Here is a 17,964-nt window from a genome sequence, read left to right on the forward strand (position 1 = left end):
CTGGGCCGATCGTGGGCGACATGAACGATCACCCCATGAACCCTCTGGACCCTGCCGGCTCCGCCGAATTCGCCCGGGAGGTGCGCCGGTTCTGGGGTCGGCTCGGTCTTCCCGGGCTGGTGGACGTTCACACGCACTTCATGCCCGAGCGTGTCCTGAGCAAGGTCTGGGACTACTTCGACGCGCTGGGACCGCTGACCGGCGGGCTTGAGTGGCCGATCACCTACCGGCAGGAGGAGGCGGAACGGACGGCCCTGCTCCGGGAGTTCGGCGTACGGGCCTTCACCGCGATGCTCTACCCGCACAAGCCCGGCATGGCCCGCTGGCTGAACGGCTGGGCGGCCGAGTTCGCCCGCCGCACCCCCGACTGTCTGCACACCGCCACCCTCTACCCCGAGCCGGGCGTCGAGGCATACGTCCGTCAGGCCGTCGAGGCGGGTGCGCGCGTCTTCAAGGCGCATGCGCAGGTGGGGGCGTACGACCCGGCCGACGAACTCCTCCAGCAGGCGTGGGGGTTGCTGGCCGAGTCCGGGATCCCGGTGGTGATCCACTGCGGCTCCGGGCCCGCGCCCGGCAAGCACACCGGCCCCGGGCCGATCGGGCAGGTGCTGGCGCGGCATCCCCGGCTGCGGCTGGTCGTCGCGCATCTGGGGATGCCCGAGTACGAGGATTTTCTCGGTCTCGCCGAGCGGTACGGGGAGGTGCGGCTGGACACGACGATGGCGTTCACCGACTTCACCGAGGGGCTCATGCCCTTCCCCCGCCGGGCTCTGCCCCGGCTGGCCGGGCTCGGCGACCGCATTCTGCTCGGCTCCGACTTCCCCAACATCCCCTACCCGTACGTGGACCAGCTCCACGCCCTGGAGCGGCTGGATCTCGGAGACGAGTGGCTGCGGGCGGTGTGCCACGACAACGCGGCAGGGCTGTTCGGACTGTGAGAGCCGTTTCATGATTCCTCATGCCGTTCAGGACCTGTGCTGAGGGCTCGTCGTACGCGGCACCATCGCCGCGCCCCGCTGACCCGCAGCCGTGCGCTCACCGTTCCAGAGCCCGGTGCGCGGACTCGGGAAGGCGCAGATACACGAGCGAAGAGCCCAGGCAGAGGACGGCGACGTACCAGGGGAACAGGTCGGCGTGACCCAGCTCCTTGAACAGCGTGCCGACGTACGGTGCCGTACCCCCGAACAGCGCGACCGTCAGCGAGTACGGGAACCCGATGCCCGCCGCCCGCACCCGCGGCGGAAACACCTCGGCGTTCACGGCCGCGCTGATCGAGGTGAACCCGGTCAGCAGCACCATGCCCGCGCACTGCACGAGCAGCAGCACGGCGAACGAGTCGCGCAGGGTGTGCAGGAGGGGGACGGTGAGGAGGGTGAAGCCCAGGCCGAAGAAGAGGAGCAGGGGACGCCGCCCGAAGCGGTCGGAGAGGAGGCCGCCGAGGGGCTGGAGCAGGCCGAAGAAGGCGAGTGAGATCGTGCCCGCGAGCAGCGCGTCCGACTTCTCGACGCCCGCGTTGAGCTCCGCGTACGTCGGCAGGTACGACGTCCAGGTGTAGTAGGCGATGGTGCCGCCCGCCGTGATGCCGCAGATCAGCAGGGACTGGCGCGGATGGCGGCGCAGTGCCTCCAGCAGGCCGGGGCGCGGGGCCTGCTGCTGCTCGGTGCTCCTCGTCTCCGCCGCGCCCTGGCGGATCCAGAAGCCGACCAGGCTGAGGACGGCCCCGAGCACGAACGGCACCCGCCAGCCCCAGCCGTTCATCTGCCCGTCGCTCAAGGTGTCCACCAGCAGCGTCGCGATACCGGAGGCGACCAGCTGCCCGGCCGTCGTCGACACGTACTGGAAGCTGGAGAACAGCCCGCGACGGCCCGGCCCCGCCGACTCCACCAGGAAGGTCGTCGACGCCGCGAACTCGCCGCCCACCGACAGGCCCTGGAGCAGCCGGGCCACCACCAGAACCACCGGAGCCAGCACGCCGGCCGTCTCGTACGTCGGGGTCAGGCCGACGAGCAGACTGCTGCCGCCCATCAGAAGGATGGTGACGGTGAGGGCGGCGCGCCGGCCGCGGCGGTCCGCGATCGTGCCCATGAGCAGCCCGCCGACCGGGCGCATGAAGAAGCCCACCGCGAAGACCGCGAACGTCGACAGCAGCGGCACCAGGGAGTTGTCCGCCCCTTTGGGGAAGATCTCGGCCGCGATATAGGTGGCCAGGAAGGTGTAGGCGTACCAGTCGTACCACTCCACGGCATTGCCGACCGAGGCGGCGAGGAGCTGGCGTACGGGCCGGTTCGTCGGCGGGGAGTCCGTGCGCGTCGTCTCTGTCATGATCGCGACCATCCCCGCGTCCCGCCCCCGGCACACCTGGCGTACCGACGACTTTCACACGAGCGCCACCAGACCCTTCCCTGACGTTTGGTGCTCCTGGAACACTCCTTCCGCGCGCATTCCATCACCAACGGCCGGTCAAAACACCCACTATGGGAAGAGGTCCCTCACTCATGCCCGAAGTCAACCGGCGCAGATTCCTTCAACTCGCGGGCGCGACCACGGCGTTCACGGCTCTGTCGAGCAGCATCCAGCGCGCCGCCGCCCTCCCCGCGAACCACCGCACGGGGTCGATCGAGGACGTCGAGCACATCGTCGTCCTGATGCAGGAGAACCGTTCCTTCGACCATTACTTCGGCAAGCTGCGCGGCGTCCGCGGCTTCGGCGACCCGCGCCCGGTGAAACTGGACAACGGCAAGTCGAACTGGCACCAGTCGGACGGCACCAAGGAGATCCTGCCGTTCCACCCGGACGCCGACGACCTCGGCATGCAGTTCCTGGAGGGCCTGCCGCACGGCTGGACCGACGGCCAGCAGGCCTACAACGGCGGCAAGTACGACAAGTGGATCCCCGCCAAGGGCACCACGACCATGGCGTACCTGACCCGTGAGGACATCCCCTTCCACTACGCCCTCGCCGACGCCTTCACCGTCTGCGACGCCTACCACTGCTCGTTCATCGGCTCCACCGACCCGAACCGCTACTACATGTGGACGGGCTACACCGGCAACGACGGCACGGGCGGCGGGCCGGTCCTCGGCAACGACGAGCTCGGCTACGGCTGGACGACCTACCCCGAGCGCCTGGAGCAGGCGGGCATCTCCTGGAAGATCTACCAGGACATCGGCGACGGCCTGGACGCGGCCGGCTCCTGGGGCTGGATCGAGGACGCCTACCGGGGCAACTACGGAGACAACTCGCTGCTGTACTTCAACAAATACCGGGGCGCCCAGCCCGGCGACCCCTGGTTCGACAAGGCCCGCACCGGCACCGACGTCAAGAACGGCGACGGCTACTTCGACCGGCTGAAGGCCGACGTCAAGGCGGGCAAGCTGCCGCAGATCTCCTGGATCGCCGCCCCCGAGGCCTTCTCCGAGCACTCCAACTGGCCCTCGAACTACGGCGCCTGGTACATCGCCCAGGTCCTGGACGCCCTCACCGCCAACCCCGAGGTCTGGTCGAAGACGGCCCTGTTCATCACGTTCGACGAGAACGACGGCTTCTTCGACCACGTCGTGCCGCCGCTCCCGCCGAAGGACGCCTCCCGCGGCAAGTCCACGGTCGACGTCTCGCTCGACCTCTACCCGGGCGACAGCAAGCGCCCGGCGGGCCCCTACGGCCTCGGCCCGCGGGTGCCGATGCTCGTCGTCTCGCCGTGGAGCAAGGGCGGCTACGTCTGCTCCGAGACCCTCGACCACACCTCGATCCTGCGGTTCATGGAGCGCCGCTTCGGCGTCAAGGAGACCAACATCTCTCCCTGGCGTCGGGCCATCTGCGGCGACCTGACCTCGGCCTTCGACTTCTCCCGCAAGGACAGCCGCCCGGCCGCGCTGCCGGGGACCGACGAGTACGAGCCGCAGGACCGCGAGCGTCACCCCGACTACAAGCCGACGCCGCCGGCCGACCCGGACATGCCCAGGCAGGAGCGCGGCCTGCGCCCCGCCCGCCCGCTGAAGTACGCCCCCTACGTGGACGGTTCCGTCGACGCGGCGGCCGGCAAGTTCACGCTGACGTTCGCCTCCGGCGCCAAGGCCGGTGCCGCCTTCCACGTCACGTCCGGCAATCGCACCGACGGCCCCTGGATGTACACCACCGAGGCCGGCAAGAGCATCGCGGACACCTGGAACTCGGCGTACTCGAACGGCTCGTACGACCTGACGGTGCACGGCCCCAACGGGTTCGTGCGCTGGTTCAAGGGCTCGAACAAGGCGGCCGGTCCCGAGGTCACCGCCCGGCACAAGGGCGACGACATCGAGTTGACCTTCACCAACAAGGGAACGGCGAGCGTTCGCTTGAAGATCGCCAACGGGTACGGCGGTCCCGCCACGACGGTGACGGTTGCGTCCGGCGCCACGGTGCGGCGGTGCGTCGACCTCTTGGCGAGCCGGCGCTGGTACGACCTGACCGTCACCTCCGACGGTGACGCGGCGTTCCTGCGGCGGTTCGCCGGGCACGTCGAGAACGGGCGGCCGGGGGTGAGCGACCCGGCGATCATCACCGAGTAGCCCGAAACGGAGCGCTGCTCAGAGCGCCGTGAGGTGCCCCGGCTCCGGTTGCCGGGGCACCAACGCCGGTTCGGGCTGCGCCGATTCGGACTCCAGGGCCAGTACGGCGGCCACGGGGTGCTCGTCGACCGGCGCGGGAGCGACGTGCTCCTCGTCCGAGGCGGGTTCCGGTGTCGCCCGGCTGAGCAGCACCACACCCCAGGACGCCAGGCTCGCTCCGGCCAGCGCGAGGAGGACGCCCGCCGCGCCTCCTTGGAGTCGCTCGCCGAGCAGGACGAGCCCGATCACCGCGGCCGCCATCGGGTTGGCCAGCGTCACCACGGCCAGCGGTGCGCCCAGGCCACCCCGGTAGGCGGTCTGCGACAGCAGCAGTCCGCTCGCCGCGAAGGCCGCGACCAGCAGCGCCACGCCGACCACCTGGAGGCTGAGCGGCGGGGCGGAGTGGTCCGTGGCGGCCACCGTCACGGTCTGCGTCAGCGCCGAGGCGACCCCGGAGGTGATGCCGGACGCGCTCGCGTGCCGCAGTCCCGGCCGGGCACCCGGCCGCGCCAGCATGCCGATCAGCGCGGCGGTCACGGCCGCGACCGCCAGCGCCTCGGACGTGCTCAGCACATCGTCGGGCGCGGGCCCGGACGCCGTGACGAGGATCGCGGCCAGGCCGACCAGCGTCAGCGCCGTACCGCGCCACTCGACCGCACTGACCCGCCGCCCGGCGACGCGCGCGCCCAGCGGCACCGCGGCCACCAGGGTGAGCGCGCCGAGCGGCTGCACCAGCGTCAGCGGACCGTACTTCAGGGCCGCCACGTGCAGCAGCGCACCGGAGCCGTTGAGCAGGACCGCGCCCCACCAGGCGCCGGAGCCCAGCAGCCGCAGCAGGCCCGAACCGGGGCTGCGGGAGGCGAGGCGCTCCTGGGCGACGGCCGCGGTGGCGTAGGCGACGGCGGAGAACAGGGACAGGACGACGGCGAGAAGGGTGGCGTTCATCGGCCCGCTCCCACGAGGACGGCTTCCTCGTCCCGGGGCGTCGGCACGAGCTTCCGGGTGCCGCGTCCGGCCGTCGTGGCCGTGCGCTGCGGCGAGCGAAGCGAGATGGGGGTCCCTCCGGACGAAGTCCGGGGGAGGATCACCGCGAGCGCGAGGCCGAGCATGGCCGTCGCCACGATCGCGTCCAGCCAGTAGTGGTTGGCCGTGCCCACGATGACCAGCAGGGTCAGCAAGGGATGCAGCAGCCACAGCCATCGCCACCGCGACCGGGTCGCCGCGATCAGGCCGATCGCCACCATCAGGGCCCAGCCGAAGTGCAGCGACGGCATCGCCGCGAACTGGTTCGACAGGTGGTCGGTCTGAGGTGAGCCGTACACGGAGGGGCCGTACACCTGCCCGGTGTCTATCAGGCCGGTCGCGGCCAGCATGCGCGGCGGGGCGAGCGGAAAGGCCAGATGCACCATGAGGGCGGCGGCGGTGAGCGCGGCGAGGACGCGGCGGGACCGGACGTAGTGTGCGGGGCGGCGCAGATAGAGCCAGATCAGGAAGGCCGCGGTGGCCGGGAAGTGCACGGTCGCGTAATAGGTGTTCGCGACGTGTATGAGCGTGTCGCCGTGCAGCAGCAGGTTCTGCACCGAGCCCTCGCCGGGCAGACGGACGGCTCGTTCGAGGTCCCACACGCGGTCGGCGTTGCGGAAGGCCTCGCCGGTGTGGCCCGTGGCCAGTTGCCGGCCCAGTTTGTAGACGAGGAAGAGCCCTGCGACGAGCAGGAGCTCACGGACCAGCGGAGGCCGCGCTATCGCGTCGGTCTCCGCTTCTGCAGGCTCGGTGCGGCCATTCATTCCCCCGGCCCTTTCGCTGAACGGTGGGTGGTGCTGCGTGGTGCTGGGTGGTGCGGGGTGAGCTTGTCGAGTGCTGACTGCGCGGGCTCGCCGAACTCATCGATACGTCGGCGTACCGAAACGCATCTGTACCGATACGCCACTGTACCGATACGGCAGCGTTCCGGTACAGTGGCGTATCGATAGACGTACGCCACACTGGAAACGCAGCCCGATTCACCCGGCGGGCACCGCACGCGAAACGAGGAGAAGAGCCGATGACGTCGCAGGCCGCGGACGGACCGGAGACGGTCGCCGCCTCGCGCCGCTCCAAGATCACGCCCGAGCGTGAGCAGGAGTTCTTCGACGCCGTGCTCGAACAGATCCGCGAGTGCGGCTACGACGCCGTCTCCATGGAGGGCATCGCCGCCAGCACACGCTGCAGCAAGTCCACGCTCTACCGGCAGTGGAAGACGAAGCCGCAGTTCGTGGCGGCCGCCCTGCGCGCCAGCCGGCAGACCCGCTTCGAGGGCATCGACACCGGCACCCTCGCCGGGGACCTGCGCGAGGCAGCCCGGGCCGCGGGGGCGTGGTCGGCCAAGGACACCCGGCTCCTCCAGGCGCTCGGCCACGCCGTGACGCAGGACCCCGAGCTCCAGTGCGCCCTGCGCGAGGCGCTCATCCAACCCGAGATCGAAGCGCTGAAGGCGATCCTGCGGCGCGGCGTCGAACGCGGCGAGGTCGCCCGAGACCATCCGGCGCTGGAGTACGTCCCCGCCCAGATCTTCGGCGTGCTGCGGGCGCGTCCGATCCTGGACGGTGAGGACGCAGACCCCGACTACCTCGTCCGCTTCGTGGAGGCCGCCGTGCTGCCCTGTCTGGGCCTGACCTGAGACTCAGGCCGCCGTCCACGGGATGACTGGACGGTGACCTGTTCCGCGCCGCACCGTGGGGACGGGGGCGGCGCGCACCCCCCGGCCGGGTGGGGTTCCTCTTGAGCGGAGGGGCGCCCCACCCGGCCGCATCATGTCCGGCGCGACCCGGGGTGTGGGGGCGCGTCGGGAACGCGGCTCAGACGTCCTGGCCGTTGCCGCCGCCGGTGGACACCTTGATGCCCTTGGTGATCTCGTCGAGGACCGACTGCTGCTCGCCGGCGTCGACGCCCAAGCGGACCACGACCATCTGCTGCTCATTGACGGGCGAGGGGAAGGCGAGCGACTCGACATAGCCGTCGGCGCCCTTGCTCGTGACCGCCTTCCAGCGGACCATGTAGCCCTTCTGTCCGGCCACGGTCACCGCCTTGGAAGCCAGCACCTCGTGCGAGGTGATCTTTCCGTACCCCTTGCCGTAGGACTCCTCGGCGTTCGCCGCGATGTCCGCCTTGGCGACCTCCTCGGCCGTGTCGCCCTTGGTGCGGAGCGCCAGCGCGGGCGCCGAGTAGGCGCCGCCCTTCATACAGGTCTGGGAGGTGTCGGAGGGGCACTTGTACGTCTCGTCCGACGCGACCTGCGCGCCCCAGCCGATCTGCTGGCCGTACCAGCCGTCCGGGATGGGGATGCTGATCCCGTTCACGGGGTCGGACACGGAACCGCTGTCCACCTTCGGCGCCTCGGACTCGTCGGGGGAGGGCGACTGCCCGCCGGAACCACCGCTGCCACCGGAACCACCGCTGCCACCGGAACCGCCGCCGTTGCCGCCGCCGGAGTCACCGAAGGGCCCGCCCTGACCGCCGCCGGGCCCGCCCTGTCCACCCTGTCCACCCGGCCCGCCAGGGCCTTGCCGGGAGTCGGCGCTGCCGCCGCCCGAGCCGTCGCCGGCGGTCAGCGCGTACACGCCGACACCGATGCTCGCGAGGACGACCGCGGCCACTCCCACGGCTATGCCCGTGCGCAGGCCGCGCCGCCCGCGGGACTGCGGCTCGCCGGGATACCCCGGATGCACCGGATACGCGAGATGAGCCGCGCCAGTCGGTGACTGCAGCAGCTCCGCCGGCTGCCCTCCGTCGGCCGTCGGCTGCCCGGGATCCGCCGGCTGCCCTCCGCCGGCCGTCGGCTGCCCGGGATCCGCCGGCTGCCCTCCGCCGGCCGGCGGCTGCCCCGCGTCCGCGGACTGCGCTCCGCCGGCCGGCGGCTGCCCCGGAGGCCCCCACGCGGCGGCCGACCCCGCGGGCCGGACCTGGTCCGTCCATGCCTTGCCGTCCCACCAGCGCTCGGTGGGCGGACCGTCACTTTTCCGGCCGGGGTCGGGGTACCAGCCGGGAGGAGTCACCTGCGTCATACGCCCACCGTATGAGGTCTCGGTGAAAGCCGGATGAGAGGATCCCGCCCCCGCACGTACGGATTTCGGCCGCCGTCACTCCAGAACGAGCCGCACCGGCCGCTCCCGTGCTGGCGGTGGCAGCCGCAGCCCGTCCCGGCCGGGGGTGATCGAGCCGAGCACGCGCGCGTGCCGGGCGCCGGTGGCCGCCGGCTCGGTGCCCGCCAGTGAGTGCACCGTCAGAAATCCCAGCACGGCGAAGGCGTACGCCTCCTTCGCCGCCGCCGGCAGCCCCAAGGCGTCGGAGGTGCGCAGCGCCACCCCCGGCAGCCGTTGCCCGAGCATCCTCATCAGCACCGGGTTGCGCGTCCCGCCACCCGAGGCGATCACCTCCGTCGCGCCCACCGAGCGCACGGCGTCGGCGACCGTCCGTGCCGTGAGCATGGTGAGAGTGGCGACGACGTCCTCGGCGGGCAGCGTCCCGAACCCCGCCAGCGCATCCGTCAGACGGCCGAGATGGAACAGCTCCTTGCCGGTCGTCTTGGGCGCGGGCAGCGCGTAGTACGGCTCCTCCAGCAGCCGTCGCAGCAGCGGTTCACGGACCTCGCCGCTGCCGGCCAGCGCCCCGTCCACGTCGTACGCCAGCCGTCCGCCGCTGAACCCCCGCGCCGCCGCGTCGATCAGCGCACAGCCCGGCCCGGTGTCGAAGGCGGTGCCGTCGGGCGCGGTGAGGTTGGCGATGCCGCCGAGGTTGAGGGCGACGGGCGTACCCGGCCGCCCGCGCAGCCACAGCAGGTCGACCAGGCTGACCAGCGGCGCGCCCTGGCCGCCGGCGGCGATGTCGCGTGGCCGGAAGTCGGCGACCACGGGCAGCCCGGTCGCCTCGGCGATCCACGCCGGCTGCCCGAGCTGCAGCGTGCCGTGGACCCGCCCGTCCTCGGCCCAGTGGTACCCGGTCTGCCCGTGCGAGGCGACCAACTCGGCCCGCCCGTCGCACAGTTCCCGGTCCGCCCGGACGGCCGCCGACGCGAAGGCCTGCCCGATCCGGGTGTCGAGCCGGCACACCTCGGCCATCGACGTCGTCCCCGGCGGCAGCGCCGCCGCGAGCTCCTCGCGCAGCACGTCGTCGTACGCCTCGCTCACCAGCCCCAGCGGCCTGAGGACGAGGCTGTCGCCGACGAGGCTCAGGTCGGCGGCGGCCGCGTCGATGGCGTCGTACGACGTGCCCGACATCAGGCCGATCACCCGCATGTGCTCAACTCGCCTTTCCCTCCGGAGGCCTGCCCCGGGCCTTGGGGGCCCTGGCCAGCGCGAGGACGCTCACAGCGCAGGTCGCCGCCGCGTAGTACGCGGGGATGTCCACACTCCCGGTCCGTTCGATCGTCTCCGTGATGATGAGCCCGGCGCAGCCCGAGAACACCGCATTGGACAGGGCGTAGGCGAGTCCCAGCCCCGTGTACCGCACGTTCGTCGGGAACAGCTCGGCGAGCATCGCCGGGCCGGGCCCCGCCATCAGCCCCACGACGGCACCCGCGCCCCACACTGCCGCACCTTTCACGGTGAGGGAAACGCCCGGGTCCTGAAGAAGGTTGAGCAGCGGCACCGCGAGGACCACCACCAGCACGGCCCCCGTCAGCATCACCGCCCGCCTGCCGAACCGGTCGCTGAGCAGGCCGGCCGGGAGGATGGTCAGCGCGAACCCCAGATTGGCCAGGACCGTGGCGATCAGCGCCTGCTGGAACGTCGCGTCCAGCGTCGACTGCAGATACGACGGCAGCACGACCAGGAAGGTGTACCCGGCCGCCGCCCACCCCATGATCCGCCCCGCGCCCAGCGCGATCGCCCCCACGACCTCCCGCCCGGGTGGCCGCTCGGCCTCCCGTTCCTCCCGGAACGCCGGCGTCTCGTCCAGCCTCAGCCGCAGCCACAGGGCACCCAGCCCCAGCGGCAGCGTCAGCAGGAACGGCAACCGCCAGCCCCAGTCGCCCAGCTGATCCTCAGTCAGCACCGTGGCCAGCAGCGCAGCCACCCCCGCACCGCCCAGCAGCCCCAGCGCCACCGTGAACGACTGCCACGCCCCGTACAGCCCGCGCCGCCCCGCCGGCGCGAACTCGGTCATCACCGACACCGCGCCCCCGAACTCCCCACCCGCCGACAGCCCTTGAAGCGCCCTCAGGAACGTCAGCAGCCACGGGGCGAGGGCGCCGACGGTGGCGTACGTCGGCAGCGCGCCGATCAGCGTCGTCGCCCCCGTCATCAGCAGGATCACCACGATCAGCACCGGTCGGCGGCCGATCCGGTCGCCGAGCCGGCCGAACAGGGCCGCTCCGACGGGCCGGAAGAAGAACGCCAGCGCGAACGACGCGTACGTCCTCACCAGCGCCTCGGCCTCGCTGCCGCCCTCCGGCGTGAAGAACCGCGCCGCGATGATCGTCGCGAAGTAGCCGTAGACACCGAACTCGTACCACTCGATGAAGTTGCCCACCGAACCCGCGACCAGGGCCCTGCGGGAACGGACCGTGCCTCTCCCATGGATCGTCAGCGTCATGCCCGCGCCTCTCGACTGTCGGTGCGGCCGTCGGTTTTTGACTGTCGGTAAGTTTCACCACCGCAGGTCGCGGGCCCTGTGCGTCGCCCGCACGCACCCGCTTTCACCCATCACGGCAACAGCTGCCCGGACCGGCCTCCACTCAGTCAATCGGACGGCTACGCTCGAGCTCTGTACGTCGTTCGGGCGACTTGGGGAGGGAGCGGGATGACGCAGGTACGGCCCACACCGGCCGCCTCGGCCTCCCTGTGGGAGCGCGACGAGGAACTCGCCGCCGTCGAGCGGGCCCTCGACACGCTGTGCGCCGACGAGTCCTCCTCGGGCAGCCTCCTGGTGCTGCGGGGCGAGGCGGGACTCGGCAAGACCGCGCTGCTGTCCGAGACACGCCGCATCGCCGAGGCCCGCGGCTGCACGGTGTGGTCGGCCCGCGGCAGCGAGACCCTGAGCTCCGTGCCCTTCAACGTGGTACGGCAGCTGCTGCAGCCCGCGCTGCTGTCGCTGATGCCGGAAGAGGCGCGCGAATACCTCGGCGACTGGTACGACATCGCCGGCCCCGCCCTCGGTATCACGGACCCCGGCGAGCGCCAGGCCGACCCGCAGGGCGTGTGCGACGGCCTGGTGGCCGCCGTACGCCGACTCGCCCGCCGCGACTGGCCGCTGGTGCTGCTCATCGACGACGCCCACTGGGCCGACCAGGAGACCCTGCGCTGGCTCGCCGCGTTCGCCGAACGCCTCGACGACCTGAACGTCCTGGTCGTGGTGGCCCGCCGCCCCGGCGAGGTCAGCGGCGACAGCGCCCGCCACCTCGACGCGGTCGCCGCCACGGGCTCCTCCGTCGCCAACCTCAGCGCCCTCACCCCGGAGGCGACCGCCGGCCTCACCCGCGCCACTCTCGGCGCGCACGCCGACGCCCCGTTCTGCCGCGAGGTCTGGGCCGTGACCGGCGGCAACCCGTACGAGACCGTCGAACTCCTCGCCAAGGTGCAGGACAGCGAGTTCGAGCCGACCGAGTCCGCGGCCGGCGAACTGCGCGCCCTGAACCGCTCGGCGCGCGGCGGCGGCCTCGTCGCCCGCCTGGAGACGCTCGGCATCGAGGCCACCCGGTTCGCCTGGGCGGCCGCGATCCTCGGCACCGGCATCTCGGTCGACCTGGTGGCCGAGCTCGCCACCATGAGCCTCGACGACGCCGTCCGCTGCGCCGACCTGCTGCGCACCGCCCGCATCCTCACCGAGCCCGACCCGGCGGGCGTCCAGCCCGACGACGGCGAGCTGCAGTTCGTGCACCCGCTGATCGCCACCGCCGTCTACAACTCCATCCCCGACGCCCTGCGCACCGCGATGCACGGCATCGCCGCCCGCGTCGTCACCGACAACGGCCACAGTGCCGCGGTCGCCGCCCGCCACCTCCTCGAGGTCCACCCGGACAGCGACGAGGAACTCGTCGAGCAGCTGCGCGAGGCCGCCCGCGAGCACCTCGCGGTCGGCGCCCCCGACGCGGCCCGCCGCTGCCTGGAGCGCGCCCTGGTGGAGCCGCCCCTGCCCGAGGTCCACGCGCGGGTGCTCTACGAACTGGGCTGCGTCACCCTGCTCTCCGCGCCCGCCACCACCGTCGACCACCTCCAGACCGCGCTCGCCATGCCCGGCCTGGAGGGCGACGAACGCGTCGACGCCGTCCACCGCCTCTCCCAGGCCCTGCTCCACAACGACCAGCTGGAGGAGGCCGTCCGCACCGTCGAGGCGGAGGCCGCCCGGCAACCGGCCGGACCCGCCAAGCTGCGGCTCCAGGCGGTGCAGTTCATGTGGGAGGGCATCCACGCGGGCGAGGCCACCTCCCCGGGACGCTCCGCACGCCTCGCCGACCTCGCCGGGACCTGCACCGGCCGCGACAACTCCGAGCGCGCCCTGCTCATCCTGCGCGGCTTCGACGCCATGGCCCGCGGCGAGAACTCCGAGGAGGTCGTCGAGCTGTGCGACCGCGCCCTCGTCAACGGCCGCCTCGCGCCCGGACTCGGCTGGACCGACCCGGAGTGGGGCCTGGAGCTGCCGATGATGCTGGCCAGTTCCTACGCCTACACCGACCGGCTCGACCGGGCCGAAACCCTCTACCACGAGGGCCTGCGCGCCTACGAGTCCGCGGGCTGGAGCGGCGGCCACCTCGCCCTGGCCCACGCCTACGTCGGCCTCGCCCACCGCAGGCGCGGCCGGCTCCGCGAGGCCGAGGCGTCCCTGCGCAAGTCGCTGGCGCTCGCCGAACGCGTCGGCCGCCGGCTGCCCCTGCACTGGTCCGCGACCTGCAACCTCGTCGACACCCTGCTCGCCCGCGGCCATGTCGACCAGGCGTGGCAGGTCGCCGAGGAGTACGGCTTCGCCCCGCCCTACCCCTCCACCATCGTCCTGCCGGACCCGCGCTCGGTCCGCGGCCGCCTGCTCCTCGCGGTCGGCCGCACCAAGGACGGCATCAACGAACTGGAGGCGGCGGAGAAGGCGGCGGCCGTGCGCGGCCACCACAACCCGGTGCTGGTCCCCTGGACCGTCGACCTGGCCCGCGCCCTCGCCAATGAGGACCCGGCGCGCGCCGCCCGGCTCGCCACCGACGTCCGCCGCCACGCCGAGCGCTTCGGCACCGACACCGCCATCGGCGAGGCTTTGCGCTGCGCCGCCGCCCTGGAGACCGGCCAGCGCGCGGTACGCCTCGCCGAACAGGCGGTCACCTATCTGGAGGCCTCGCCCTGCCAGTACGAACACGCGGCCGCCCGCGTCGAGTACGGCATCGCGGCCCGCTCGTCGGCGGAGCTCCGGCGCGGGCTGACCCTGGCCCGGTCGTGCGGTGCGGACGGGCTGGTGGCGCAGGCAGAGGCGGCGTTGCTGTCGGGCGTGGTGTGAGAGGTCAGAGGGCCAGCAACTGATCGGTGACCGCGGCCAGCCGCTTGCGTACCTCGGGGTCGTACGTGCCCTCGTGCGCCCGCGCCGGACGCGTGCCGTCGAAGTACTGACCGGTGCCCAGGTCACGGGTGGCCAGGGCCAGGACGCCGGGAGCCCCGTCGGCGACCGTGTTCCAGGGCGCTATCTCGCCCTCCCGGACCATCGCCGTGTCCATGAAGGTGGCGGGGTGCAGGACGTTCACCGAGACGCCCGTGCCGGCCAGCTCCTCGGCCAGGGTGAACGTATGGGCGGCGAGCGCGAACTTGGCACGGCGGTACGCCGAGACACCGTTGTAGCCGCGGCTCAGCTCGGGGTCGTCGAAGTCGAGGGGCTCCTGGCCGGCCGAGCCGACGTTCACGATCCGCGCCGGCGCGTTCGCGCGCAGGACCGGGAGCAGGGCGCGGGTCAGCGCGACCGGCGCCAAGTAGTCGACCGCGAGCCGCAGTTCGTGCCCGTCGGCGCTGAGCTCACGGCCCGCGTCGGGCGAACCGAAGCCCACCCCCGCGTTGTTGATCAGCACGTCGAGCTCGGGATGTGCCCCGGCGACGTGCGACGCCAGCTGACGAACCTGCCCCAGCGACGCCAGATCAGCGACGAACGCCTCGGCCTCGCCCTCGGCCCGCAGCTCCTCGACCAGCTTCTCCGTACGGCCCGGGTCGCGTCCGTGCGCGAGGACGACGTGCCCCGAGCGGACGAGCTCGAAGGCGACGTACCGGCCGAGCCCCGAGGTGGCGCCGGTGATCAGAATCGTGGACATGCCTCCACCGTAGGCACGCGGCGGAGCCATGTGCGAGGTGCTGCTGAAGCTACGACCGCCAGGGTCACCTTCAGCCGTCGGGCTCCTCCTCCGCGAGCACCCGCTGGGCCGCCGCGAACGCCGAGTTCGCCGCCGGAACCCCGCAGTACACGGCCGTCTGCAGCAGCACCGCCCCGATCTCCTCCGGCGTCAGCCCGTTGCGGCGGGCCGCCCGGACATGCATGGCCAGCTCGTCGTAGTGGCCGTGTGCGACCAGAGCCGTCAGAGTGATCATGCTGCGCTCGCGGCGGGTGAGCGTCGGGTCGGTCCAGATCTCGCCCCAGGCGTAGCGCGAGATGAAGTCCTGGAAGCGCGCGGTGAACGCCGTCTGCCGGGCCTGCGCCCGGTCGACGTGGGCGTCGCCCAGCACCTCGCGCCGCACCTCCATACCCCGCTTCGCGCCCCCATCCAGGTGCGCCCGCAGCGCCGTCAGCACGGCCTCCGGACACTGCGCCGGCGCCAGGTGCGAGGCCCCCGGGATCTCGACGAGCGCGGCACCGGGCACGGCGTCCGCGATCTCCCGCAGGTGCGGAGGCGGCGTCGCCGGATCCTCGCGCCCGGCGATCAGCAGGGTCGGTACGGCGATCTCCGTCAGCCGGTCCCGCAGGTCGAACGCGGCCAGTGCGTCACAGCACGCGGCGTACGCGTCCGGATCGGCGTCGCGGTGATCGGCGACCAGCTCCGGCACGGTGAAGCCGGGCGTGAACCAGCGGGCGTTCGCGCTCTCCGCCAGCCCCGCCAGCCCCTCGCGCCGCACCAGCGCGGCCCGCTCCTCCCACGGTTTCGCACCGTTGAAGTGGGCCGACGAACAGATCACGGCCAGCGAGGAGACCCGCTCCGGATGGTGCACGGCGAGGTGCAGCCCCACCGCACCCCCCAGCGACACGCCCGCGTACGCGAACCGCTCGACTCCGAGCGAGTCGGCGAGCGCGAGCACCAGCCGGGCGAGGTCGCCGACCGTCGCGCCCTCCGCGATGAGATCAGCCGCGGAGCCGCCGTGCCCCGGCAGATCCCAGCGGACCACGCGATGGGTGATCGACAGTTCGGGCGCCACCTTGTCCCACAGGGCGTACGACGTACCGAGCGACGGTCCGAGCAGCAGCGGGGGCGCGGACGCGGGCCCTTCGGCACGGTGGTTGAGGAGTTTCAACGTCGCTCCAGAGCACGGTCGGTGAGGGCTCCGGCGGAGCCGGTGTAGTGGGTGGGATCGAGATCGACGTCCGCCAGCTCCGGTGCCGAGTCGAGCGGGCGCCCCTCCGACGCCAGCCGGGTGAGCAGTTCCTTGGCGCGGGCACGGCCCAGGACCGGGGCCAGCTCGGCGGACAGCCGCTCGGAGACGATCAACCCCTGGGTGAGATCCAGGTGCTCCCGCATGACAGCGGGCCTCACCCGCAGCCCCTCGGCCAGCTCGACGGCGTCCCGGGCGGCCCCGCCGACCAGCCGCAGCAGGTCCCTGAGCGGCTCCCACTCGGCGTGCCAGGCCCCGGCCGGCCGCTCGTCCTCCGCCGCCAGTACCCCGTACAGCGTGGCTGTGAGCTGAGGCGCCCGCCGCGCGGCGGCGGCGATCAACGTGGACCGTACGGGATTGGACTTGTGCGGCATGGCGGACGAGCCCCCGCCGCTGCCCTCCGCGACCTCGGCGATCTCGGTGCGGGAGAGGGTGAGGACGTCCACGGCGAGCTTGCCGAGCGCGCCCGCCGTGAAGGCCAGGCACCCGGCGAGGTCGGCGATCGGCGTGCGCAGGGTGTGCCAGGGCAGGTCGGGTGCCCGGAGGCCGAGTTCGCCGGCGTACGCCGCCGGCAGCTCGGTGGGATCGCTCGCTCCGTACGCCCCGAAGGCCGCCAAAGTCCCTGCCGCGCCCCCGAGTTGGGCGGGCAGCGAGTCCCGTACGGCCGTCACCCGGTCCCGCGCGTCTAGCACCAGCGCCCGCCATCCGGCCGCCTTCAGCCCGAACGTCGTCGGTACGGCGTGCTGCGTGAGCGTCCGTCCCGGCAGCGCGGTGTCGCGGTGCTCGGCGGCCAGCCCCGCCAGCGCCCGCTCCGTGCGGCCGAGGTCTGCGAGGACCAGGTCGAGCGTGCGCACGGCGACCAGCATCGTCGCCGTGTCCATGATGTCCTGGCTGGTCGCGCCCCGGTGGACGTAGGGGCCGTACGCGTCGCCGACCGCCTTCGTCAGCTCCGCGACCAGGGGGATCACCGGGTTGCCGCCCGCTCGGGCCCGTTCGGCGAGGGACCGTACGTCGAAGGGGTGGGTGTCGGTCGCCTCGGTCACCGCCGTCGCCGCCTCGGCCGGCGCGAGTCCCAGCGCCCACTGGGCCCGGGCCAGCGCGGCCTCCGCGTCGAGAAGCGCCCGCAGGTAGGCGGCGTCGCTCGTCGCGGCCGCGGCGGGGGAGCCGGTCCACCCGGGGGCGAGCAGGCCGGTGTCGGCTTCGGGGCCGGCTGCGGCTGCGGCTTCGGCTGCGGCGGGATCGACAGGTGGTGTCACTGGAACTCCAGGAAGACCGTCTCGCCTTCGCCCTGAAGGCGGATGTCGAAACGGTATGTCCCGTGGCCCTGGTCCACCGCGATCAGCGTGGCGCGGCGTTCCGCGTCCAGCCGGGACAGCAGCGGGTCCGCCGCGAGCGCCGCCTCGTCGCCCGGCAGGTAGATCCGGGTGAACAGATGCACCAGCAGACCGCGCGCGAACACGCACACGCTGATGTACGGCGCGCTCTGCCCGCGTGCCCCGGGCCGCAGCGTCCGCGCCGTCCAGTGGCCGTTGGCGTCCGTCTGGATCCGCCCCCAGCCGGTGAACTCCACGCCGTTGCGGCCCAGGAAGCCGCCGCTAGCCGGGTCGCGTCGCATCGAGCCGTCGACCTGCGGGACATTGCCGTCGGGGTCGGCGCCCCACAGCTCAACGAAGGCGTCCGGCAGCGGATTGCCCTCGCCGTCCAGGACGTACCCCTGCAGCGCGATCGTGTCCGGGTGGCCGACGGGCGCGATGTCACCGCCGCCGGGGAAGGGCAGGGCGTGGCCGTAGAAGGGGCCGACCGTGTGCGACGGGGTGGGGAGCACGGTCTCCGGGCGGCTCGGGTCGATCTTCGTCATGGCA

Annotated in this window: 14 protein-coding genes; 4 read left to right on the top strand and 10 right to left on the bottom strand. The window is 72.7% G+C overall.

Going from position 1 to position 17,964, the window contains the following annotated elements; translation table 11 throughout:
- Positions 1-20: 20 nt before the first annotated feature.
- On the top strand, positions 21-938 hold the full coding sequence (locus ACQEV2_RS35985; RefSeq protein WP_433051317.1) for an amidohydrolase family protein: 918 nt from the start codon (positions 21-23) through the stop codon (positions 936-938).
- Between the two features lie 97 nt (positions 939-1,035).
- Here ACQEV2_RS35985 and ACQEV2_RS35990 read toward each other — a convergent pair whose 3' ends face one another.
- On the bottom strand, positions 1,036-2,334 hold the full coding sequence (locus ACQEV2_RS35990; protein ID WP_433051320.1) for an MFS transporter: 1,299 nt from the start codon (positions 2,332-2,334) through the stop codon (positions 1,036-1,038).
- Positions 2,335-2,495: 161 nt separating this feature from the next.
- Between ACQEV2_RS35990 and ACQEV2_RS35995 the strand changes: the two genes are divergently transcribed.
- Positions 2,496-4,547 (top strand): phosphocholine-specific phospholipase C, encoded by a 2,052-nt coding sequence (locus ACQEV2_RS35995; RefSeq protein ID WP_433051323.1) that lies wholly within the window; start codon positions 2,496-2,498, stop codon positions 4,545-4,547.
- 18 nt (positions 4,548-4,565) lie between these two features.
- On the opposite strand, the gene ACQEV2_RS36000 is transcribed toward ACQEV2_RS35995, so the two are convergent.
- The gene (locus ACQEV2_RS36000) at positions 4,566-5,531 is read right to left on the bottom strand and encodes a DMT family transporter (protein ID WP_433051326.1); all 966 of its coding nucleotides are present in this window, start codon (positions 5,529-5,531) and stop codon (positions 4,566-4,568) included.
- Positions 5,528-6,373: a phosphatase PAP2 family protein gene (locus tag ACQEV2_RS36005; RefSeq protein ID WP_433051329.1), complete on the bottom strand. Its 846-nt coding sequence runs from the start codon at positions 6,371-6,373 to the stop codon at positions 5,528-5,530. The genes ACQEV2_RS36000 and ACQEV2_RS36005 overlap by 4 nt, the downstream gene beginning before the upstream one ends.
- Positions 6,374-6,630: 257 nt before the next feature.
- Between ACQEV2_RS36005 and ACQEV2_RS36010 the strand changes: the two genes are divergently transcribed.
- Positions 6,631-7,245 carry a TetR/AcrR family transcriptional regulator gene (locus tag ACQEV2_RS36010; protein ID WP_433051332.1) on the top strand — a complete coding sequence of 205 codons (615 nt, stop codon included), beginning with the start codon at positions 6,631-6,633 and terminating at the stop codon, positions 7,243-7,245.
- Positions 7,246-7,423: 178 nt separating this feature from the next.
- On the opposite strand, the gene ACQEV2_RS36015 is transcribed toward ACQEV2_RS36010, so the two are convergent.
- The 3 genes from ACQEV2_RS36015 to ACQEV2_RS36025 all read right to left on the bottom strand — a co-directional run bounded on the left by ACQEV2_RS36015 (position 7,424) and on the right by ACQEV2_RS36025 (position 11,156).
- Positions 7,424-8,629, bottom strand: a complete 1,206-nt coding sequence (locus ACQEV2_RS36015) for a DUF2510 domain-containing protein (RefSeq protein ID WP_433051335.1) — start codon at positions 8,627-8,629, stop codon at positions 7,424-7,426.
- Between the two features lie 75 nt (positions 8,630-8,704).
- Positions 8,705-9,859: an anhydro-N-acetylmuramic acid kinase gene (locus ACQEV2_RS36020; RefSeq protein ID WP_433051338.1), complete on the bottom strand. Its 1,155-nt coding sequence runs from the start codon at positions 9,857-9,859 to the stop codon at positions 8,705-8,707.
- 4 nt (positions 9,860-9,863) lie between these two features.
- Positions 9,864-11,156, bottom strand: coding sequence for an MFS transporter (locus ACQEV2_RS36025; RefSeq protein ID WP_433051341.1), 1,293 nt, complete (start codon positions 11,154-11,156; stop codon positions 9,864-9,866).
- A 207-nt stretch (positions 11,157-11,363) separates the two neighbouring features.
- Here ACQEV2_RS36025 and ACQEV2_RS36030 point away from each other — a divergent pair, with 207 nt between their 5' ends.
- The gene (locus ACQEV2_RS36030; RefSeq protein ID WP_433051344.1) at positions 11,364-14,039 is read left to right on the top strand and encodes an ATP-binding protein; all 2,676 of its coding nucleotides are present in this window, start codon (positions 11,364-11,366) and stop codon (positions 14,037-14,039) included.
- 4 nt (positions 14,040-14,043) lie between these two features.
- On the opposite strand, the gene ACQEV2_RS36035 is transcribed toward ACQEV2_RS36030, so the two are convergent.
- The 4 genes from ACQEV2_RS36035 to pcaG all read right to left on the bottom strand — a co-directional run bounded on the left by ACQEV2_RS36035 (position 14,044) and on the right by pcaG (position 17,960).
- Positions 14,044-14,835, bottom strand: a complete 792-nt coding sequence (locus tag ACQEV2_RS36035; RefSeq protein ID WP_433051347.1) for an SDR family NAD(P)-dependent oxidoreductase — start codon at positions 14,833-14,835, stop codon at positions 14,044-14,046.
- Positions 14,836-14,905: 70 nt separating this feature from the next.
- Positions 14,906-16,024, bottom strand: coding sequence for a 3-oxoadipate enol-lactonase (gene pcaD / locus ACQEV2_RS36040; protein ID WP_433051350.1), 1,119 nt, complete (start codon positions 16,022-16,024; stop codon positions 14,906-14,908).
- A complete protein-coding gene (gene pcaB / locus ACQEV2_RS36045) occupies positions 16,021-17,358 on the bottom strand; it encodes a 3-carboxy-cis,cis-muconate cycloisomerase (protein ID WP_433051353.1) in 1,338 nt (445 codons plus the stop codon). Before pcaB ends, pcaD begins: the two co-directional genes overlap by 4 nt.
- Complete coding sequence (gene pcaG, locus ACQEV2_RS36050; protein WP_433051356.1) at positions 17,355-17,960, bottom strand: protocatechuate 3,4-dioxygenase subunit alpha; 606 nt, start codon at positions 17,958-17,960, stop codon at positions 17,355-17,357. The genes pcaB and pcaG overlap by 4 nt, the downstream gene beginning before the upstream one ends.
- Positions 17,961-17,964 lie beyond the last annotated feature (4 nt).

Origin of the sequence: Streptomyces sp. CA-251387 (assembly GCF_050936625.1) — a bacterium.
GTDB lineage: Bacteria > Actinomycetota > Actinomycetes > Streptomycetales > Streptomycetaceae > Streptomyces.